The sequence below is a fragment of the Nocardioides acrostichi genome (assembly GCF_015319165.1).
GTDB lineage: Bacteria > Actinomycetota > Actinomycetes > Propionibacteriales > Nocardioidaceae > Nocardioides > Nocardioides acrostichi.
This window is the reverse complement of the sequence record NZ_JADIVZ010000004.1, coordinates 136,340-155,198: the sequence shown is the minus strand read 5'-3', so window position 1 is coordinate 155,198 and position 18,859 is coordinate 136,340. Positions and strand designations below refer to the sequence as shown.

20 protein-coding genes are annotated in these 18,859 nt (G+C 71.1%); 12 read left to right on the top strand and 8 right to left on the bottom strand.

What is annotated here, in order from left to right; genetic code table 11:
* Positions 1-61 precede the first annotated feature (61 nt).
* From ISG29_RS21620 to ISG29_RS10560, 3 genes are all read left to right on the top strand, one after another.
* The gene (locus ISG29_RS21620; protein WP_328828749.1) at positions 62-1,348 is read left to right on the top strand and encodes a glycosyltransferase family 4 protein; all 1,287 of its coding nucleotides are present in this window, start codon (positions 62-64) and stop codon (positions 1,346-1,348) included.
* Positions 1,349-1,413: 65 nt separating this feature from the next.
* Positions 1,414-2,163: a class I SAM-dependent methyltransferase gene (locus ISG29_RS10565; RefSeq protein WP_194503387.1), complete on the top strand. Its 750-nt coding sequence runs from the start codon at positions 1,414-1,416 to the stop codon at positions 2,161-2,163.
* Positions 2,160-3,296: a prenyltransferase gene (locus tag ISG29_RS10560; RefSeq protein WP_194503386.1), complete on the top strand. Its 1,137-nt coding sequence runs from the start codon at positions 2,160-2,162 to the stop codon at positions 3,294-3,296. Before ISG29_RS10565 ends, ISG29_RS10560 begins: the two co-directional genes overlap by 4 nt.
* On the opposite strand, the gene ISG29_RS10555 is transcribed toward ISG29_RS10560, so the two are convergent.
* On the bottom strand, positions 3,267-3,920 hold the full coding sequence (locus ISG29_RS10555; RefSeq protein ID WP_328828746.1) for a class I SAM-dependent methyltransferase: 654 nt from the start codon (positions 3,918-3,920) through the stop codon (positions 3,267-3,269). The two genes, ISG29_RS10560 and ISG29_RS10555, sit on opposite strands and share 30 nt — an antisense overlap.
* Before the next feature lie 99 nt (positions 3,921-4,019).
* On the opposite strand from ISG29_RS10555, the gene ISG29_RS10550 reads away from it, so the two are divergent.
* The 3 genes from ISG29_RS10550 to ISG29_RS10540 all read left to right on the top strand — a co-directional run bounded on the left by ISG29_RS10550 (position 4,020) and on the right by ISG29_RS10540 (position 8,126).
* Positions 4,020-6,134, top strand: coding sequence for an acyl-CoA dehydrogenase (locus ISG29_RS10550; RefSeq protein ID WP_194503385.1), 2,115 nt, complete (start codon positions 4,020-4,022; stop codon positions 6,132-6,134).
* A 94-nt stretch (positions 6,135-6,228) separates the two neighbouring features.
* A complete protein-coding gene (locus tag ISG29_RS10545; RefSeq protein WP_328828744.1) occupies positions 6,229-7,272 on the top strand; it encodes an Ig-like domain-containing protein in 1,044 nt (347 codons plus the stop codon).
* 11 nt (positions 7,273-7,283) lie between these two features.
* On the top strand, positions 7,284-8,126 hold the full coding sequence (locus ISG29_RS10540; RefSeq protein ID WP_194503384.1) for an SDR family oxidoreductase: 843 nt from the start codon (positions 7,284-7,286) through the stop codon (positions 8,124-8,126).
* A 146-nt stretch (positions 8,127-8,272) separates the two neighbouring features.
* Here ISG29_RS10540 and ISG29_RS10535 read toward each other — a convergent pair whose 3' ends face one another.
* Both ISG29_RS10535 and ISG29_RS10530 read right to left on the bottom strand, forming a co-directional pair.
* A complete protein-coding gene (locus ISG29_RS10535; RefSeq protein WP_194503383.1) occupies positions 8,273-8,608 on the bottom strand; it encodes a histidine kinase in 336 nt (111 codons plus the stop codon).
* Between the two features lie 167 nt (positions 8,609-8,775).
* Positions 8,776-9,144, bottom strand: a complete 369-nt coding sequence (locus tag ISG29_RS10530) for a response regulator (RefSeq protein ID WP_194503382.1) — start codon at positions 9,142-9,144, stop codon at positions 8,776-8,778.
* A 184-nt stretch (positions 9,145-9,328) separates the two neighbouring features.
* Between ISG29_RS10530 and ISG29_RS10525 the strand changes: the two genes are divergently transcribed.
* Positions 9,329-10,354 carry a response regulator transcription factor gene (locus tag ISG29_RS10525; protein WP_194503381.1) on the top strand — a complete coding sequence of 342 codons (1,026 nt, stop codon included), beginning with the start codon at positions 9,329-9,331 and terminating at the stop codon, positions 10,352-10,354.
* A gap of 31 nt (positions 10,355-10,385) precedes the next feature.
* Here ISG29_RS10525 and ISG29_RS10520 read toward each other — a convergent pair whose 3' ends face one another.
* A complete protein-coding gene (locus ISG29_RS10520) occupies positions 10,386-11,627 on the bottom strand; it encodes an alpha/beta hydrolase (protein WP_194503380.1) in 1,242 nt (413 codons plus the stop codon).
* Between the two features lie 56 nt (positions 11,628-11,683).
* On the opposite strand from ISG29_RS10520, the gene ISG29_RS10515 reads away from it, so the two are divergent.
* Genes ISG29_RS10515 through ISG29_RS10500 form a run of 5 tightly spaced genes read left to right on the top strand, consistent with a single transcriptional unit; the run spans position 11,684 to position 16,443 of the window.
* Positions 11,684-13,912 (top strand): acyl-CoA dehydrogenase, encoded by a 2,229-nt coding sequence (locus ISG29_RS10515; RefSeq protein WP_194503379.1) that lies wholly within the window; start codon positions 11,684-11,686, stop codon positions 13,910-13,912.
* Positions 13,909-14,463, top strand: a complete 555-nt coding sequence (locus ISG29_RS20835) for an FAS1-like dehydratase domain-containing protein (protein WP_235959218.1) — start codon at positions 13,909-13,911, stop codon at positions 14,461-14,463. The genes ISG29_RS10515 and ISG29_RS20835 overlap by 4 nt, the downstream gene beginning before the upstream one ends.
* On the top strand, positions 14,463-14,858 hold the full coding sequence (locus ISG29_RS20830) for a Zn-ribbon domain-containing OB-fold protein (RefSeq protein WP_235959216.1): 396 nt from the start codon (positions 14,463-14,465) through the stop codon (positions 14,856-14,858). Before ISG29_RS20835 ends, ISG29_RS20830 begins: the two co-directional genes overlap by 1 nt.
* Positions 14,855-15,265, top strand: a complete 411-nt coding sequence (locus ISG29_RS10505) for a MaoC family dehydratase (protein WP_194503378.1) — start codon at positions 14,855-14,857, stop codon at positions 15,263-15,265. The genes ISG29_RS20830 and ISG29_RS10505 overlap by 4 nt, the downstream gene beginning before the upstream one ends.
* The gene (locus ISG29_RS10500; protein WP_194503377.1) at positions 15,262-16,443 is read left to right on the top strand and encodes a lipid-transfer protein; all 1,182 of its coding nucleotides are present in this window, start codon (positions 15,262-15,264) and stop codon (positions 16,441-16,443) included. Before ISG29_RS10505 ends, ISG29_RS10500 begins: the two co-directional genes overlap by 4 nt.
* A 2-nt stretch (positions 16,444-16,445) precedes the next feature.
* Here ISG29_RS10500 and ISG29_RS10495 read toward each other — a convergent pair whose 3' ends face one another.
* From ISG29_RS10495 to ISG29_RS10480, 4 genes are read right to left on the bottom strand one after another with little or no spacing between them, the layout of a single operon-like run.
* Positions 16,446-16,880, bottom strand: a complete 435-nt coding sequence (locus ISG29_RS10495; protein ID WP_194503376.1) for a TA system VapC family ribonuclease toxin — start codon at positions 16,878-16,880, stop codon at positions 16,446-16,448.
* Positions 16,867-17,109, bottom strand: a complete 243-nt coding sequence (locus ISG29_RS10490; protein WP_194503375.1) for a ribbon-helix-helix protein, CopG family — start codon at positions 17,107-17,109, stop codon at positions 16,867-16,869. The genes ISG29_RS10495 and ISG29_RS10490 overlap by 14 nt, the downstream gene beginning before the upstream one ends.
* A gap of 33 nt (positions 17,110-17,142) precedes the next feature.
* Positions 17,143-18,351 (bottom strand): hypothetical protein, encoded by a 1,209-nt coding sequence (locus tag ISG29_RS10485; RefSeq protein ID WP_194503374.1) that lies wholly within the window; start codon positions 18,349-18,351, stop codon positions 17,143-17,145.
* Positions 18,348-18,848 carry a SigE family RNA polymerase sigma factor gene (locus ISG29_RS10480; RefSeq protein ID WP_194503373.1) on the bottom strand — a complete coding sequence of 167 codons (501 nt, stop codon included), beginning with the start codon at positions 18,846-18,848 and terminating at the stop codon, positions 18,348-18,350. Before ISG29_RS10480 ends, ISG29_RS10485 begins: the two co-directional genes overlap by 4 nt.
* Between the last annotated feature and the right edge of the window lie 11 nt (positions 18,849-18,859).

Here is an 18,859-nt window from a genome sequence, read left to right as displayed (position 1 = left end):
TCCGGCTCGCCTGAGAAGAAGCTCCCCGGGTTCCGGGTGAAGGGAGACCACCGAAGTGCGTGTGGCGCTCGTCTCGTATCGCTCGAAGCCGCACTGCGGTGGCCAGGGCATCTACATCCGACACCTCAGCCGCGAGCTCGTCGCGCAGGGTCACGAGGTCGAGGTGCTCTCGGGCCAGCCCTACCCCGAGCTCGACCCGGGGGTCCGACTCACCAAGGTGCCGAGCCTCGACCTCTACCGCGAGCCCGACCCGTTCCGGGTGCCGAAGCCGCGCGAGTTCCGCGACCGCATCGATGTCGAGGAGTTCGCGGTCATGTGCGCCGCGGGCTTCCCCGAGCCCAAGACGTTCAGCAGTCGGGTGGCGCGCATCCTGCGCGAACGGGCCGGCGACTTCGACATCGTGCACGACAACCAGGTGCTCGGCTACGGCATGCTCGACATCGAGCAGTTCCTGCCGCTGATCACCACGTTGCACCACCCGATCACCTTCGACCGGCGCATCGATATCTCCTCGGTGCGCAACCCTTGGCGCAAGTTCACGCTGAGCCGCTGGTACGGCTTCTTGCGCATGCAGGGCCGGGTGGCGCGCTCCGCGCGGCTGATCATGACGCCCTCGGAGACCTCCAAGCGCGACATCTCGACCGACTTCGGCGTCGACCCCGCTCGCATGCGCACGATCCTGCTCGGAGTCGACGAGGGGTTCCGGCCGCCCACTGCGCCGCGCGTGCCGGGTCGGATCCTCGCCATGGCCAGTGCCGACGCGCCGCTCAAGGGCATCGCGACCCTGCTCGAGGCGTTCGCGAAGCTGCGCACCGAGCGCGACGTGGAGTTGCTGCTCGTCACCAAGCCCAAGCCGGGGGGACGCACCGAGAAGCTCATCGACAAGCTGTCGATCGGCGACTCCGTGCGGTTCGTGCACGGCATCTCCGATGCCGAACTCGTCGCGCTGATGGGGTCCGCCGAGATCGCGTGCGTGCCGTCGTTCTACGAGGGGTTCTCGCTGCCCACGGCCGAGCTGATGGCCTGCGGCACGCCGCTGGTGGTCTCGCGGGCCGGGGCCATCCCCGAGGTGGTGGGCGCCGACGGGGAGTGCGCCGACCTCGTGACGCCCGGCGACGTGGGCGAGCTCGAGGCCGCGCTCGCCGCGCTGCTCGACGACCCCGAGCGCCGGCAGCGCTACGGCCTCGCCGGACGACGACGGGTCGAGGAGCTCTTCAGCTGGCAGGCGGTGGCCACCAAGGTGGCGGCCTCCTACCAGGAGGTCGTCGACGCCTGGCACGCTGAGGGGCCCATGCCCCGGATGGGCCGCAAGGGGCGCCGCGCACCGCGGTGGTCCTCCCGCGCCTGAATCCGGCTCAGACCCACTAAGACCCGGCTTAGACACTCGAACACCCACGATGGTAGGGATGCGCTGTGCTGACTGTTGACTTCGACCGACTCGGGCTCCAGGCGGGCGACCGCGTGCTCGACATGGGCGCCGGTGCCGGCCGCCACAGCTTCGAGATGTACCGCCGCGGCGCCGATGTGATCGCCTTCGATCTCGATGCCGACGAGCTGTCCGGCGTCAAGGATCTCTTCGTCGCGATGGCCGAGGCGGGCGAGGTGCCCGCGGGCGCCGAGGCCGACGTCAAGCAGGGCGATGCTCTCGCACTGCCGTTCGCCGACGGTGAGTTCGACCGGATCGTCGCGGCCGAGGTACTCGAGCACATCCACGCCGACGTCGATGCGATCAGGGAGCTGGTGCGGGTGCTGCGCCCCGGCGGCACGCTGGCGATCTCGGTGCCGCGCTGGCTGCCGGAGGTCATCAACTGGAAGCTCTCGGAGGACTACCACAACGCCGAGGGCGGCCACATCCGCATCTACACCGACCACGAGCTCATCGACAAGGTGACCAAGGCGGGGCGCTTCAACGACGGCACGCCCGGTGACGCGATGGTCTTCGAGGGCAAGGACTACACGCACGGCCTGCACGCGCCGTACTGGTGGATCAAGTGCGCCGTGGGTGTCGAGAACGACGAGCACCCGCTGGCGAAGGCGTACCACCGGCTGCTGGTCTGGGAGATCATGAAGCAGCCGACCGCCCTGAAGTGGGCCGGCAAGGTGCTCGACCCGATGATCGGCAAGAGCATGGTGTTGTACTTCCGCAAGCCGGAGGCTGCGTGAGTGCCGTGCCCGAGGTGCCGCTGAGCCGCCTGCCCTACGTCGACGGGCTCCTGAGCGCCCAGCAGGTGGCCGACACGGCCGCGGCGATCGCCGCGATGCAGGAGCCTTGCGGGGCGGTGCCGTGGACCACGGGCGAGCACGTGGACATCTGGAACCACGTCGAGGCGGCCATGGCGATGCTCGTGGGCGGTCAGGTCGATGCGGCCGAGCGCGCCTACGCCTGGGTGCCGACCATGCAGCGCGCCGACGGTTCATGGCCCATGAAGATCGTCGACAACGCCGTCGACGACGCGCGCGGTGAGACCAACATGTCGGCCTACTTCGCCGTCGGGCTCTGGCACCACTGGCTGGTGCGCAGCGATCTCGACTTCGTGCGGCGCTACTGGCCTTGCGTGCGGGCCGGGCTCGACTTCGTCTGCTCGCTGCAGACCGAGTGGGGCGGCATGCACTGGACGCCCGTCGACGACTTCTGCCTGCTCACGGGTTCCTCGAGCATCTACCACTCGCTGCGCGCCGGGGTCGCCCTGGCCGAGCTGCTGGGTGAGCCGCAACCGGAGTGGGAGCTCGCGGGCGGTCGGCTCGGCCACGCCGTGCGCAGCCACACCGACCTCTTCGCCGACAAGTCCACCTACTCGATGGACTGGTACTACCCGGTGCTCGGCGGCGCGCTGCGGGGGGCGCCCGCCCACGATCGGATCGCCGGCCGGTGGAGCGACTTCGTCGTGCCCGGGCTGGGCATCCACTGCGTCGACACGAATCCCTGGGTGACGGGCGCTGAGACCTGCGAGCTGGCCATGGCCCTCGATGCGATCGGGGACCAACGACGCGCCCTCGAGCTCGTGCGCGACATGCAGATCCTGCGCGAGCGTGATGGGCGCTACTGGACCGGCTGGGTCTACGACACCGGTCGCACCGACGAGCCGAGCGACGTCTACTGGCCCTATGAGCAGACGACCTACACCGCGGCAGCGGTCGTGCTGGCCGTCGACGCCTTGGGGGAGACCCACGGCGGGTCGACGCCCGGGTCGGGCATCATGCGCGGCACCTCGCTCGCGGGGCCGTTCCCCGAGATCGCCCTGGAATGCGGGTGCCCCTCGCCGGAGTCAGCCGACCGGCTCTCCGGCCGCCCCTGAGGTCCGCGCCAGCACCCGCACCGAACCGAGCGCCTCGACCTCGGTGAAGCAGCCGGACTCCAGGGCTCGCAGGTAGACGTGGTACGGCGCCTGGCCGCCGTCCGCCGGGTCGGCGAACACGTCGTGGATGACCAGCGCCCCGCCGGCCATGAGGTGGTGCGCCCACCCGGAGTAGTCGTTCTGCGCATGCACCTCGGCGTGCCCGCCGTCGATGAAGAGCAGCGAGAGCGGTGTGCGCCAGTGCGCGCTGACGGTCGTCGACTGCCCGATGACGGCTACGACGACGTCCTCGAGGCCTGCCGCCTCGATGGTGCGCCGGAAGGTGGGCAGCGTGTCCATGCGGCCGGTGCTCGGGTCGACCAGGGTGGTGTCGTGGTGCTCCCAGCCGGCCTGGTTCTCCTCGGATCCGTGGTGGTGATCGACGGTGAACACGACGGCCTGCGGGCCGCCGACGAGGCGGGCCGCGGCGCCGAAGTACACCGCCGACTTTCCGCAGTAGCTGCCCACCTCCAGCATCGGGCCGTGCTGGAGGCGGGCCAGGGCGGTGCGGTGCAACAGCAGGCCTTCGTCCTCGGGCATGAAGCCCTTCGCGGCGCGGGCGTGGGTCAGCCAGTCGTCTGTCACCGGGCGAGAGTAGCGGTCGCGACCGGCGGCCGAGACGTTAGAGTGAGAACACGTTCTAGTTTTGCCGGCTGGTCGGCCGGCCCACGGGAAGGCGCACGGATGTCGATCGCGATCTCAGACGAGCATGCCGAGCTGGCGTCGACGATGCGCTCCTGGGCGGCGAGCCTCGACGGTTCCACCCTGGCGCGTGCTGCCGAGGGTGAGCCCGGCGCCGCGTTCGCCGACGCGTGGAAGGGCGCCACCGACATGGGGCTCCCGCTGATCGCCGTCGCGGAGTCCTCCGGCGGCGGTGGCGGTGGCGCGCTCGACCTGGCGGTGGTGCTCGAGGCGTGCGCTCACGAGCTCGTGCCCGGCGCGTTGCTCGGACCGACCGTCGCCGCCGGGGTTCTGGAGCGAGCCGGCACCGACGACGCCCACGCGGCGCTCGCCGGCCTGGCTGTGGGATCGCTCGTGACGGTGGCCGTGCCGACGTCCTCCGGGCTCACCGTGCTCGACGCGCCGGGCGCCGAGCAGGTCATCGCGCCCGTCGGGGACGCCTGGCACCTGCTGCCAGCCGACGCCCTCGACGTGGAGTCCTGCGTCGGGCCCGACCTCACGCGTCGCTATGCGCGCGGCACGGTGACGGGCGAGGGTGCGCCCCTGCCGAGCGTCGACACCGCCTTGGTCCGGCGGCTGCTCGTGACGGCGCTCGCGGCGGAGGCGAGCGGGACGGCGCGGTGGTGCCTGGCCACGGCGGTCGACTACGCCCAGGTGCGCGAGCAGTTCGGGCGCCCGATCGGCAGCTTCCAAGCCGTCAAGCACCTCTGCGTCGAGATGCTCGAGACCTGCGAGGCCATCACGGCCGCCGCCTGGGACGTCAGTGCCGCCTCCGCAGCCGGGGAGCAGCAGTGGTCGTTCGCCGCCGACGTGGCGGCGGTCGTTTGCCTCGACGGCGCCGTCGACGTGGCGAAGACGTGCATCCAGGTCCTGGGTGGCATCGGCTTCACCTTCGAGCACGACGCGCACCTCTACCTGAGGCGTGCCCTCGCCTCGCGCGCCCTGGTGCCCGGCTCCGACACCTCCGCGCTGGCCCTGGCCGACCGCGCGGCGGCAGGGGTGCGCCGAGAGGTCGAGGTCGACCTCGAGGGCCGCGACGCGCCGGTGCGCCCCGGCGTGCGCGAGGACGCCGAACGCATCGCCGCCCTGCCCGACGGCGAGCGCCGGGCGGCGCTGGTCGAGTCGGGGCTGCTCACGCCGCACTGGCCCACGCCGTACGGCCGCGCGGCCGACGCGGTGACCCAGCTCGTCATCGACCAGGAGCTGGCCCGGGTCGGTGTGACGCGCCCGGACCTGGTCATCGCGGCCTGGGCCGTGCCCACCATCCTCGAGCACGGCACCGAGGCGCAGCGGGAGCGGTTCGTACGGCCCTCGCTGCTCGGCGAGCTGGTGTGGTGCCAACTGTTCAGCGAACCCGGCTCGGGCTCCGACCTCGCGTCGCTGCGCACGAAGGCCGTCCGGGTCGACGGCGGCTGGCGGCTGACCGGCCAGAAGGTGTGGACCTCGATGGCGACCCAGGCCGACTGGGCCATCTGCCTGGCCCGCACCGACCCCGACGCGCCACAGCACCAGGGCATCACCTACTTCCTGGTCGACATGGCGCACAGCGACGGCCTGGACGTGCGACCGCTGCGCGAGATCACGGGCGAGGCGCTGTTCAACGAGGTGTTCCTCGACGACGTGTTCGTGCCGGACGAGTGCGTCGTGGCCGCACCGGGTGACGGGTGGCGACTGGCTCGCACCACGCTGGCCAACGAGCGGGTCGCGATGGCGACCGTGCGGCTCTCGTCGTCGACCGAGCGGGCCGTCGAGATCGCAGCGGAGCAGGAGCTGTCGATCCCGGAGATGGTCGAGGTGGGCAGGTCGGTGGCCCTGGCCACCGTGTGCTCTCTGCTGAGCGTGCGCTCGACACTGCGTCGTCTCGCAGGGCAGGGGCCGGGAGCCGAGTCGAGCGTCTCGAAGCTGCTCGGTGTGCGCAGCCGCCAGGACGCCTCCGAGCTGGTGGTGCGACTCCGGGGCGATGGCCTGCTGTTCGCCGACACCCGCGACCGCGGCGAGGATCCTCTCGGCGCGGAAGTCTGGGAACAGCTCAACACCCGCTGCCTCTCCATTGCGGGCGGCACGACGCAGATCCTGCGCAACGTGGCGGGCGAGCGGCTTCTCGGCCTGCCACGCTGAGCCCCGACCTGGCCCAGCGTGGCGCACCTCTCGGGTTGATCGAGACAACTAAAATCGAGGCGTGAACGTCTCACCAGTCGTGAGAACCCGAAGAGTGCTCCTCGTCCCCGTCCTGCTGCTCGCCCTGGCCGGGCTCAGTGGCTGCGACCTGCCCGGAGACGGTCCGGCGCAGGCGCGGTCGGCCGGCCAGACGGTGCCCACCCACCGCAAGCACCCGCACGCGTCGGCATCCGCGACGCCCACCCCCGACGCAACGCCCAGTCAGACGGCCAGTCAGACGCCCAGTCAGACGCCCAGTCAGACGGCCAGCCCGACACCCACGGGGCCGCCGATGCTGCTCGACAGCATCGCGCCGCTCAGCGACACCACGGTCGGCGTCGCGATGCCCCTCTCCATCGTGTTCACCGATCCGGTGAAGGCCTCGGCTCGCGCCGAGATCGAGCGGCACATCCACCTCGAGACCTCGGTGCCGGTGCGCGGCGCCTGGCACTGGTTCGGCGACCGTCGGGTCGACTTCCGTCCGCGCGGCTTCTGGCCGGCACACACGCACGTGTCGATGGTGGCCGACTTCGCACACGTGCCCGACGGGTACGGCCGCTACGGCACGCACAGCTACACCCGCGACTACACCATCGGCGACGACGTGCGCACGCGCGTCGACGTCGTGCACCACACCACGACCGTCAGCCGCGACGGGCACGTGTTGCGGGTCATGCCGAGCAATGCCGGCAGCCCCGAGTTCCCGTCCTGGGACGGGACCATGGCAGTGGTGAGCAAGGCGGCGGAGGTCCGCATGACCTCGTGCAGCGTCCAGATCGCCTGCGATCCGAACGATCCGAACTACTACGACCTGACGCTCCCGTGGGACGTGCGGATCACCAACTCCGGCACCTTCCTGCACTACTCCACCGGCGACCCGTCCCCGGGCTCGGGAAACGGCTCACACGGATGCATCCACCTCTCCTACGACAACGCGAAGTGGTTCTACGAGCTGTCGAAGCAGGGTGATCCGGTCACGATCACCGGTTCGCCCCGCGGCAAGGCCGAGGGCGACAACGGCTACGCCGACTACGACGTGCCCTGGACCCAGTGGCTGGCCGGCAGCGGACGCGGCGCCTTCACGACCTCGGCGGCGTGACGGGGTCCGCGATGACGGACTGCGCCCCCGGTCCGCTCGCGAGGGCTCGTGACGCGGCCGTCGTCGTCGGCGTCGGCGAGATGGGGCTGGCCATCGCTCGCCGGATCGGTCGCGGGCGCCGGCTCCTGATCGCCGATCGGTCGGCGAGCATCCTCGAACGGGGGGCGGCCGAGCTCGGCAACGCCGGGTACGACGTGACGCCGCTCGCGGTCGACGTGGCCGATGCGAGCTCCGTGTACGCTCTGGCCGCGGCGTGCGCCGACCTCGGCGCGGTGGTGGCGTTGGTGCACACGGCCGGAGTCTCGCCGGTGCACGCCAGCGTCGAGCAGATCCTCGTCGTCGACGTGCTCGGCACCGCGCTGGTGCTCGACGCCTTCGAGCCGGTGATGCGCGGGGGCGGCGCTGCGGTGGTGATCGCCTCCGTGGCCGCGTCGATCTTCCCTCAGCCGACGGAGGATCTGCGCCGTCATCTGGCGCTGGCGCCCACCGGCGAGCTGCTCTCGCACCCCGGCCTGGAGGCCGCCACGCTCGGTCGCGAGGAGGCCTACGCGCTGGCCAAACAGGCCAACATCGCCCGCGTCGCGGCGCGCAGCTTGGACTGGGGCCGCCGGGGCACGCGCTTGAACGCGGTGTCGCCGGGCGTCATCGCCACGGCGCTGGGGCGTGCCGAGTTGGAGGGGCCGAGCGGTGCGATCATGCGCACCATGATCGAGGCGTCCGGTACGGGGCGGATCGGTACGGCCGACGACGTCGCGGCCGCGTGCGACTTCCTGCTCGGCGACGACGCATCGTTCGTCACCGGCACCAACCTGCTCGTCGACGGCGGGGTGAGCGCCGCCTGGCACAGCGGCTGAGCGCCGCGCGCCTCGAGCACCGAAACGTCGATCGCCAGGCCCAGGCCGGTGCCCTGGGTGGAGACGACGACGGCCTGCTCGGCCCGATAGAAGCGCTCGGCCACGCGGGAAAGGATCCTCGACGGGGATTCCGGCGCCCGTGTCCGTCACGGACACGACCGAGACCGCCTGAGCGTCGTCGTGGCGACGCTCGACGACCACCGTGATCCGGCCGCCGTCTGGGTGAACTTGACCGCGTTCGAGGAGAGGACGACCACGGCTCGCACCAGCTGGTCGCGGTCGCCTCGCACGTGGGTTCGCGGAGTGAGGCGAAGCTCGACGTCGAGGCTCCGGTCGCGCAGGAGGCCTGCGGATTCGTGGTAGGCGCTCGTCATGGGGGTGCGCCGTTCGTGGCTCACGGTCGTGACGAACTCGGACTGGGCGCGGTCGAGCTCTGCCAGTCGGTCGAGCGCCCGCTGGCGCTCGGTGAGCACGCCGGCCACCAGACGGCGACGGTGGTGCCGGAGACGGTGAGCGAGAGCGCCACCACGACCAGGACGCCCGAGAGCAGGACGAGTCCGCCACCCCCCAGAGTCGGGCGCAGTGGTGAGGGCGACGTCACCGGGCGATCGCGCCGGGATGCCGCCGGGTGCACGGCGATGGCCGGGGGTCACACGGGGGGCACGTGTGACGCGACGGTGTCGGCGAGGTCTCCGAGACGAAAGGGCTTCGTCATGTAGGTGACGGCGCCGGCGGCCCGGCCGGCCGCTCGGTCGGCGGCCGAGGTCATCGCCGACACCATGACCACGGTGGGCGACGTCTCGGGCTTCGCGGAGCGCAGGGCCCGAGCCACCTCGATGCCGTCGAGCCCGGGCAGGCAGACGTCGAGCACCGTGAGGTCGTAGTGCTCGGCCACGAGCTCGGCCAGCGCATCGTTGCCGTCGGCGACGCTGGTCACGCTGTAGCCGGCCCGCTCGAGGGTGAGCGCGATGAGCATCCGTATGTCGTCGTCGTCGTCGACGACCAGCACTCGTGCCATACGCAACCCCATGGTGCTCGAAGTAGGTGGGTTCGGTGTCGGATCGGGGGGATCCCGGCACAGAACCCGTGACAGAGCCTGCCCCATACGCCGCCGGGCCGACATGAAGCCTGGGCACCAGGGAGTGAAGAAGTCGTGAAGGTCGTGTGCCGGGCGAAGGTCTCGCACCCCTAGGGTTGGCCCCATGACGCGAGTCCTGGTGATCGACGACGAGCCGCAGGTGCGCCTGGCGCTGCGGGGGGCCCTGGCCCGCGCCGGCTTCGACGTCCTGCTCGCTGCCGACGGGCGCGAGGGGTTCGAGACCCTCGCCACCGCCGCGCCCGACGTGGTCGTGCTCGACCTGGGACTGCCCGACACCGACGGCCTGGATCTCGTACGCACTCTGCGCACCTGGACCACCGTGCCCGTGCTCATCCTCTCGGGCATGACCGACGCCGCCCGCAAGGTGGCCGCCCTGGAGGCAGGTGCCGACGACTACCTCCAGAAGCCGTTCGGCCTCGACGAGCTGGTCGCGCGGCTGAGGGCGCTGTTGCGTCGCACCCAGGCCGCCGCCGACGACGAGGTCAGCCGCATGCGGACCTTCGGCGAACTCGCCATCGACCTGGGCGACCAGATCGTCACGCGCCAGGGGGAGTCCGTGCACCTGACGCCCACCGAGCGCCGCCTGCTCGAGGCGCTGGTGACGAATCCCGGCAAGTTGCTCACCCACCGGTGGCTACTGCACACGGTGTGGGACTCCGGCCACGGCGACGAGACGCGCGCTGCCCTGCGCGCCCACCTGCGGTCGTTGCGCAGCAAGATCGGAGACGATGCCCAGACGCCGCGTTACATCGCCACCGAGAGCGGCGCCGGATACCGATGGATCGCCCTCGAGGCCGAGCGTGCGCCACTGATCGCGGGTGCGGCGACGGCCGACGACGGACTGGACTCCGTGGGTGACCCCGACGGGCAGGTTCTTCCGAGCCGGGCGCACCCGGACGAGGTGGGCATCCGTCAGGCCGCCCACGACGTGAACAACGCGCTCACCGCGCTGCGCCTGGCCCTGCACGTGGTGCGCAGCCGAGTGGCACGTCAGGACGACTCCGCCGCACCGTCGGAACTCGCCGTGCCGTGGCAGAGGTTCGAGTCGGCCCTCGGGCGCGTCGGCACGCTGGTGCTCGACCTCGAGCGCAAGGCCCTCGGCGAGGCGCCGCCCGACAGCGAAGGCTGACCCTCGACGGGCCTACCCCGTGGGGGCCGGCTCAGCCGGCCGCCACGTCGACACCGCGGGTGTGCCGGTTCCAGTGCCAGTGCAGGAATCGGTCGACCGCATTCAGCGTGTGCGAGCTGCGGATCGAGAAGAAGATGTCGAAGGCGTGCTGCGCTCCGGGCAGCTCGGCGTAGGCCACGGTCGCCGTGGAGACACTGCGCAGCGCCTCGACGAAAGCCCGGGCCTGCGCGACCGGCACGAGGGTGTCGTAGCGACCGTGCAGCACGAAGAAGTCCGGCGCCTCGGCGGTGACCTGGAGCAGAGGTGAGGCCTGCTCGAAGACCTCGGGACGCGCGGCGAAGGTCGTCTTCATGACCCGCTTGGCCAGGAACCGGTCGCGCAGTTGGGTAGAGGCCTTGGTGCCTTGCACGCCCGCGAAGTCGTAGACGCCGTAGACGGGCACGGCCACGTCGACCGAGGTGTCGGCGTCCTCGAAGCCGGGCTGCCACTCCTTCACGTGCGGCGTGAGCGCGGCCAGGGAGGCCAGGTGGCCGCCGGCCGAGCCGCCGGTGATGGCCAGGTAGTCGGCGTCGCCGCCGTAGGCCGCGATGTTCTGCTTGATCCACGCGATGGCCTTCTTGACGTCGACGACGTGCTCGGGCCAGGTGGCGCGCGGGGAGAGGCGGTAGTTGATCGCCACGCAGACCCAGCCCTTGCTGGCCAGGCGGTGCATGAGCGGGATGCCCTGCTCCTCCTTGCTGCCGACGGTCCAGGCCCCGCCGTGCACCTGGAGCAGCACGGGGGCCCTCTCGACCGACCCGGCCGCGGGCAGGTAGATGTCGAGCAGGCCCCGCTTGCCCGTGGTGTCGTCGTAGGCGATGTCCTTCTCGACGCGCACGCCGGCGTCGCGCATGCGGAACGGGTTGACCAGCTTGCGCCACGGCACCGCGAGCTCGGCCGGTGTGGGGGCGGCGTCGAGCTGCTCGGCGTAGTCGGCCCCGATCGACTCGGTCAGGGCGGTCTCGACCTCCTCGCGCACGCGGCCACTCTGGTCGATGAGGTAGCCGAGGCCGGCCACGCTCGCAACCGCCAGGCCCAGGGCGAGCGGATCGCGCTTGCCGCGGGCGAGCTGGACGCCGGTGTCGAGCACGGTGCTGGCCAGCCAGTGGGGGGCCAGCTCGTCGGTGAGCCAGCCGGCGAAGAACGAGGGGACCGCGGGGCCGTAGCCCGGGAGGGGGTGGAGGGCGTTCGCGGTGAGGGCGGCGGTGACGGCTCGTCGACGCAGGAACGACATGCTCGTCATCCAACCACGCCTCGCCAGGCTGAATAGAACACGTTACAGTTTTGGGCATGCACAACGGCGTGAGCAACGACGTGACCGGGTTCGACCCCACCGAGCACGCTGAGTCGGTCGAGGCGGTGCGCGCGGTGGCCGTGGAGGCCCTGGAGCGCGACGCGGCGTGGTCCGACCTGGCAGCGGCCGGGCTGCTGGCGCTACCGGTGCCCGAGGAGCACGGGGGTGAGGGACTCGGCCTGGTCGAGCTCGCCGCCCTGCTGCGCGAGGTCGGTCGACGGGCGCGGCACCTGCCGGTGTGGGAGACGCTGGCGTGCGGAGCCCTCACGCTCGCGGCCCACGGCACCGACGCCCAGGCCAAGGATCTGCTCCCCGGAGTCGCGACGGGCGAGACCCTGCTGTCGCCCGCGATCCGCGAGGCCGGATCCCGGCTGGGAGCCACCCCGACCACCACCTTCGACGACGGCACCGTCTCGGGTCGCAAGATCTCGGTGACCTACGCCGACCGCGCCACCCGTCTGCTCGTCACGGCGACGGACGGCGACCGCACGATCGTCGCGCTGGTCGACCCGACCGGTCCCGGCGTCGTGCTGGAGGAGTCGAGCTGCTCCGAGCGCGGCACGCGGCACACCGTGGTGCTCGACGGCGCTCCCGCGGAGTTGCTCGACGACGCGCTCGACCGCACGGCGGCCCGTACCCTGCTCGACATCGCGGTCGCGGGTCTCGCGGTCCAGGCGGCCGGTGTCGTGGCCGGGGCGCGCGACCTCACGGCGTCCTACGTCAAGGGCCGCACGCAGTTCGGTCGGAGCCTGGCGGAGTTCCAGGCCGTGGCCATGCAGATCGCCGAGGTCTACATCGTCTCTCGCCTCACCGACCTCGCTGCCGACAACGTGGCCTGGCGAGTCTCCGCCGGCCTCGACGCCGCGGACGACCTCGCGGTGGCGTCGTACTGGGTGTGTGCCGAAGGCCCGAAGGCGCTGCGCACGTGCCACCACCTGCACGGGGGCGTGGGCGTCGACGAGACCTACCCGCTGCACCACTACTTCTCGTGGATCACCGACCTCACCCACGACCTCGACACCCTGCCCAGCGACGTGCCGGTGGAGAGTGCGGCCTCGAAGAACCTCGAGCTCACCCAGGCGCAGCGCAGCCTCAAGGCCGAGCTGCGCGCGTATTTCACGAGCCTGGCCGAGCAGAACGAGGAACGCGACTCTGTGGCCGAGGGTGCCCGCGACCGGCACGGCGAGACCTATCAGCGGCTCATCCGCAAGATGGGTGACGACGGCTGGCTCGGCGTCGGCTGGCCGCAGGAGTACGGCGGTCACGGGTTGGGCGAGATCGAGCAGACCATCTTCGCCAACGAGGCGCAGTGGGCCGACGTGCACCTGCCAGCGGTGACCCTCCAGACCGTCGGCCCCACGCTGATCCGCTACGGCACGCCGGCGCAGAAGGAGAAGTTCCTCGCCCGCATCCTCGCCGGTGACGTGCACTTCGCCATCGGGTACTCCGAGCCCGACGCCGGTACCGACCTGGCCTCGCTGCGCACCACGGCCAGGAGGGAGGGCGACCACTACGTCGTCAACGGCCAGAAGCTGTGGACCACCGGCGGCCACCAGGCCGACTTCGTGTGGCTCGCGGTGCGCACCGACACCGAGGCGCCCAAGCACCGCGGCATCTCGATCCTGATCGTCGACACCAGCGACCCGGGCTACTCCTGGACGCCGATCATCACCGCCGACGGCTCGCACCACGTCAACGCCACCTACTACAACGACGTGCGGGTGCCGGTCGACATGCTGGTCGGGGAGGAAAATGCCGGCTGGAAGCTCATCACCACCCAGCTCAACCACGAGCGGGTCATGCTCGGCCCGGCCGGCCGCATCGAGGGCCTGCGTGACAAGGTCCTCGCCTGGGCGCGTGAGGCCGGCGTGCTCGACCGGCCGGACGTCACCGAGGCGCTCGGCCGGGTGAACGCGGTCTTCCGGGTCAACGAGTTGCTCAACTGGGAGGTCGCCCGGGCGGCGGCCCAGGGTGAGATCTCGGTGGGCGACGCGTCGTCCTCGAAGGTGTTCGCCGCCGATCAGGTGCAGCACCTCTCGGCCGACCTGGTGCGCATCGTGCACCGCTACGGCGACCCCAGCGAGCCGCGCACCAAGGCGTTGATGGCCTACCTCGACGCCCAGGCCAAGCGGAACCTGGTGCTCACCTTCGGCGGTGGCGTGCAGGAGGTGCAGCGCGAGCTGATCGCGATGTTCGGCCTTGGACTGCCGCGGGTGCCGCGATGAGTGGGACGGCGCAGGAGCCGCTGGTCGACCAGGGCGTGCACGACCAGGTGATGGCCACCGCCGAGCGCATCAAGGGGCTGGGGGAGGCCGCTGAGCGGTCGGCGCGCGACGAGGTCAATCAGCCGACGATCAACAACTGGCTCGAGGCGATGGGCATCGACAACCCGCGCTGGCAGTGCGGTGAAGCGCCGCCGGCGATGGCCCAGGTCTGGACCATGTACGGCCTGGGCGGCAGGCCCCCGGCCGACGACCCCCTGCACGGCATGATGCGCGTGCTCACCGATCTCGGGTTCACCGCCGTGCTCGGCACGAACTGCGAGCAGGAGTACGCCCGTTCGCTGCGCGTCGGCGAGCGCGTCCGAGTGACCACCCGGCTGGAGTCCGTCGTCGGCCCCAAGGCCACCGGTATGGGCGTGGGGTACTTCGTCACCTCGCGCAACACCTGGTACGTCGGAGACGGACCGGAGGCCGAGGTCGTGGCCACGATGCTGTTCCGGGTGCTGAAGTTCGTGCCGAAGGAGACGGTCGCTGGCCGGGGGGAGGACGCCTGATGGCCGTGCGTCCGATGGTCGGGCTCGATTCGACCTACTTCTGGGAGGGCACGCTGGCCGACCAGCTGCGCCTGCAGCGGTGCAACAACTGCGGTGCGCTACGGCACCCACCCGGCCCCGCGTGTCCGGACTGTGGAGCGCTCGACCGCGGCTTCGTCGTCGCCGCCGGCACCGGCACGGTGTTCAGCTTCGTGGTGCACCGGCACCCGCCGATCCCTGACAAGGAGCTGCCGATCCTGCTGGCGCTCATCGACCTCGACGAGGGTGTGCGGATGGTGGGCGAGGTCGTCGACCTGGCACCCGAGGAGCTCCGGATCGGCCTGCGGCTGCAGGTCGGGTTCAACCGGATCGACGACGAGCTGGCGCTGCCGGTGTGGCGGAAGGCGGAGGCATGAGCCCAGTGAGCATCCAGACGGGTACGAAGCTTCCCGAGTGGGAACTGCCGATCACCCCGACGATGGTGGTCTCGACGGCGATCGCGACCCGCGACTTCCAAGACGTGCACCACGACCGCGACATCGCGCAGGCGGCGGGGAGTCGGGACATCTTCGTCAACATCCTCACCTCCACCGCCCTGTGCCAGAAGTACGTCGAGGACACGCTGGGCCATGACGTCGAGATCCGGGGCATCTCGATCCGACTCGGCGCACCTGCCTACCCCTACGACACGCTCACATTCTCCGGTGAGGTCGCCGAGGTGCGCGACGGCATCGCGATCGTGAAGGTGACGGGCTCGGTGTCCCTGGGTGCGCACGTCATCGGCACCGTGACGGTCGCCGTGCGTGCGGGGGCCGAGGCATGAGCCGCACGCTGAGCGGCAAGGCGGCCATCGCCGGCATCGGCGCCACCGAGTTCTCCAAGGCCTCGGGCCGATCCGAGCTCCAGCTCTCCGTCGAGGCGACGCAGGCGGCGCTCAGCGACTGCGGGCTCGCGGTATGCGACGTCGACGGCCTGGTCACCTTCACCATGGACACCAGCTCCGAGATCGCGTTGGCACGCGAGCTGGGCGTGCCCGAGCTGCGGTTCTTCAGCCGCATCAACTACGGCGGCGGTGCGGCGTGCGCGACGGTCCAGCAGGCGGCGATGGCGGTGGCCACCGGTGTGGCCGACGTGGTGGTGGCCTACCGGGGGTTCAACGAGCGCTCCGGCAACCGGTTCGGGCAGTACTCGGCCGGCGTGGCGCAGCAGGTGAACACCAACGGTCTCGACAACGCCTGGACCTATCCGTTCGGCCTCGGCACCCCCGCGGCCACGGTGGCGATGCAGGCGCGGCGCTACATGCACACCTACGGTGCCACCTCGGCCGACTTCGGCGCGGTGGCGGTCGCCGACCGCAGGCACGCGGCGTCCAACCCCAACGCCTTCTTCTACGACAAGCCGATCACGATCGAGGACCATCAGGCCTCGAAGATGATCGTCGAGCCACTGCACCTGCTCGACTGCTGCCAGGAGTCCGACGGCGGGCAGGCGTTCGTGATCGTCTCCGCCGAGCGGGCACGCGATCTGCCGCAGCCGCCCGCCTACGTCACCGCCGCGGCGCAGGGCAGCGGCCCGGACCAGTTCGTCATGACCTCCTACTACCGCGACGACATCGGCATCCCCGAGATGGGCGTGGTCGGCCGTGAGCTGTGGCGCCAGTCGGGGCTCACGCCCGACGACATGCCGATGGCGGTGCTGTACGACCACTTCACGCCCTACGTGCTCATGCAGCTCGAGGAGCTGGGCTTCTGCGGTCGCGGCGAGGCCCCCGGGTTCGTGGCGGACGGCGCCATCGAGGTCGGCGGTCGGCTTCCGCTCAACACCCACGGCGGTCAGCTGGGCGAGGCCTACATCCACGGCATGAACGGCATCGCCGAGGCGGTGCGTCAGGTGCGCGGCACCTCGGTCAACCCGGTCTCCCTCGACGACCGGCCGCACGTGCTGGTCACCGCCGGCACCGGCGTGCCGACGTCCGGCCTGATCCTGGGGCGAGAGGCCTGACGTCAGCCGGCGTCCGAGGGATGTCGCCAGCGCAGTTCGGGGAACCGCGCGAAGTCGCGGTCCTTGGAGATCCAGGTGGCGCCGTGTTCGATGGCCACCGCTGCGTGCTGTGCGTCGGCGACGAGGTTGCCGCGAGCATCGGCCCCTCGGCACAGCCGCTCCACGATCTGCAGATGGCGTGGCCCCGGTGTCAGGCGAGCCGTGCCTTCGGCGGCCGCGAGGGAACCGATCCGCGTCCATGCGTCGTCCAGGGATGCGGGGGGCGAGAAGACCCGTGGGTGGGTCAGCACCCGGGCGACACCGATGAGCACCGCATCGCTGATGCCCAGAGGCTCGGGTGCGTCGACGGCGTCCTCGACCCAGCGGCGCATCGCGTCGTGATCCGGGGCGCCGGCGTGGAAAGCCGACACCAAGACGTTGACGTCAACGGCCAGCACGGTCGTCCATGAGGTCCGATAGGCGATCGGAGTCGTCGAGGTCGACGCCGGGCTGGAGACCCGCGCCGTGGATGGGGTCGATGCGATAGGCGGGGGTGGTGTCTGTGCTACTGATCAGGGCCTGCTGGAGGGCCTGCTCGATGTAGGACGTGACGGTGCTCTTGCGCTCCTGCGCGGCGGCGCGTACCCGGGCATACAACTCGTCGGAGAGTCGGATCGTGGTGCGCATATGTCAGAGCATATCTTGCAGTATGGCGCGCCGTCAGCCGTCCAGGTAGAGGCTGCGAACGAGGTCGTCGAGGCCGGCGGGCTGTTGGTACAGCCCGCCCAGGGCACCTTGTCCGGGGGGCGTTGTACCGGGGAAAGCGGTCAACTGCACATGGCTGCACACGTCGGGGAAGATGCCGACGGCGTGGTCACGATCGCTGGTCGTCACGATCACGGCGTAGCGGTCGGAGAGGTACTCACAGGCGTCCGGGTGTTCGGCCGGTTCGAGATCGGCCAGCTTCGACGACAGGACGCCGAGCTGCGCCTCCGGAACGGGACGCTGGCCGCGACGGGGCGCGAGGGCGAATCCCCGATCGGTCCGGACGAAGCGGCACACGACCGCTCCGGTGACGTTGGTGACACCGACAGCCGAGTCAGCGGGATCCGTGCCCACGGTGTCGGCCGTGCGGGGCAGGGCAGTCGGACACGTCGGGGCAGACGACACCGACGGGGACGAGTCCTGCTCGGTGGTCTCCTGCTCGGTGGTCTCCTGGGCGTAGGCGCCCTGCAGGGCGTCCAGCAGCCGCGCCGACCTCCAGTAGCTACCGGAGTAGGGCCCGACGATCGGCTGCGGACTCCAGGGATCGGCTCGGAAGGTCGTCTCGCGGCACTCGTAGTCGTCGACGACCAGTGAGGTCAGGTCGCCGTCCGCGGTGGCCGTCGTGAGCATCCATCGTTGCGATGTGTTTGGCCCGTTGCACGCGGCGGTGCCGCCGTACGGCTTCAACCTCGCGGCCAGCCCGACCAGCCGGCTGAGCTGGCGCGGTTGCAGCTCTACGGGATTTCCGAGGGCGGGCCACGTCACGTTGTCGCGACCCAGGTGCGCTGGTCCGAATCGACAGACCCACGCGCGGGTCGCGCCGGAGAGGTCGGGGACAGGCGGGATGTCGCCACCCCGGAGGCGGGGACTGCCCGGCTCGACCAAGCTGGTCGGGCAGGGTCTGCCGTCGTGATGTGCGAGTTCGTCGCTCCGGCTGTCGGCCGGCTGGGGCGCGGCGTCGTCATGAGCGAGGAGCGCGGTGGGCAACGCCACGGCGAGGACGACCACGGCAGCGGCTGCCGCCAGCATCGTGACTCGTCGCCGGCGCGAAGCCTGGAGATGCTGGGCGTGGAGCGCCACCAGCGGAGGAGGACCGACCGAGATCTGCTCCGCGCTGTCGGCGAGAGCCTGCTCGAGCTGGTCGGCCTGATCGTGGTCGGTCATCGGGTGCCTCCGAGGTCGGAGAGGTGGGGGTCGACGCGCAGGGCCTTCATGGCGCGGGAGAGGCGGCTCTTGACGGTGCCGCTCGACACGCCGAGCACCATGGCCATCTGCGCCTCGGTGAGGTGGGCGTAGTGCCGCAGGACGACGGCTTGGCATTGGTCGTGGGGGAGCGCGGCGAGAGCGCGCCGGATGGCATCTCGGGTGTCGACGTCGTGCGTGTCGTCGGGGCGGTGGCCGTCAGGGGTGTCCGCGGTGGGCACGAGACGGAACTTGCGGGGCCGGTGTGCGGTGGCCACTGCGTTGACGAGGATGCGGTGCACGTACGCCTCGCGGTTGTCTGCGCGCTGCACGTGACGCCACTTGGTCAGGCAGCGCAGCAGGGCGTCCTGCACGACGTCCTCGGCACGCGAGGGAGCGCAGCCCAGCAGCACGGCCGTGCGCACGAGTCTCGTCCAGTGCGCAGCGACCCAGTGGTCGAAGTCGTCGGTATCGGTCACGGTCCCTCCTC

What these genes read in the sequence shown, in the direction of transcription:
- ISG29_RS10530 (WP_194503382.1), bottom strand. Translation starts at nt 9,144, where the DNA reads ATGGCACGAGTGCTGGTCGTCGACGACGACGACGACATACGGATGCTC.
- ISG29_RS20830 (WP_235959216.1), top strand. Translation starts at nt 14,463, where the DNA reads ATGGCCGTGCGTCCGATGGTCGGGCTCGATTCGACCTACTTCTGGGAG.
- ISG29_RS10520 (WP_194503380.1), bottom strand. Translation starts at nt 11,627, where the DNA reads ATGTCGTTCCTGCGTCGACGAGCCGTCACCGCCGCCCTCACCGCGAAC.
- ISG29_RS10540 (WP_194503384.1), top strand. Translation starts at nt 7,284, where the DNA reads ATGACGGACTGCGCCCCCGGTCCGCTCGCGAGGGCTCGTGACGCGGCC.
- ISG29_RS10490 (WP_194503375.1), bottom strand. Translation starts at nt 17,109, where the DNA reads ATGCGCACCACGATCCGACTCTCCGACGAGTTGTATGCCCGGGTACGC.
- ISG29_RS10485 (WP_194503374.1), bottom strand. Translation starts at nt 18,351, where the DNA reads ATGACCGACCACGATCAGGCCGACCAGCTCGAGCAGGCTCTCGCCGAC.
- ISG29_RS10525 (WP_194503381.1), top strand. Translation starts at nt 9,329, where the DNA reads ATGACGCGAGTCCTGGTGATCGACGACGAGCCGCAGGTGCGCCTGGCG.
- ISG29_RS10515 (WP_194503379.1), top strand. Translation starts at nt 11,684, where the DNA reads ATGCACAACGGCGTGAGCAACGACGTGACCGGGTTCGACCCCACCGAG.
- ISG29_RS10505 (WP_194503378.1), top strand. Translation starts at nt 14,855, where the DNA reads ATGAGCCCAGTGAGCATCCAGACGGGTACGAAGCTTCCCGAGTGGGAA.
- ISG29_RS20835 (WP_235959218.1), top strand. Translation starts at nt 13,909, where the DNA reads ATGAGTGGGACGGCGCAGGAGCCGCTGGTCGACCAGGGCGTGCACGAC.
- ISG29_RS10500 (WP_194503377.1), top strand. Translation starts at nt 15,262, where the DNA reads ATGAGCCGCACGCTGAGCGGCAAGGCGGCCATCGCCGGCATCGGCGCC.
- ISG29_RS10550 (WP_194503385.1), top strand. Translation starts at nt 4,020, where the DNA reads ATGTCGATCGCGATCTCAGACGAGCATGCCGAGCTGGCGTCGACGATG.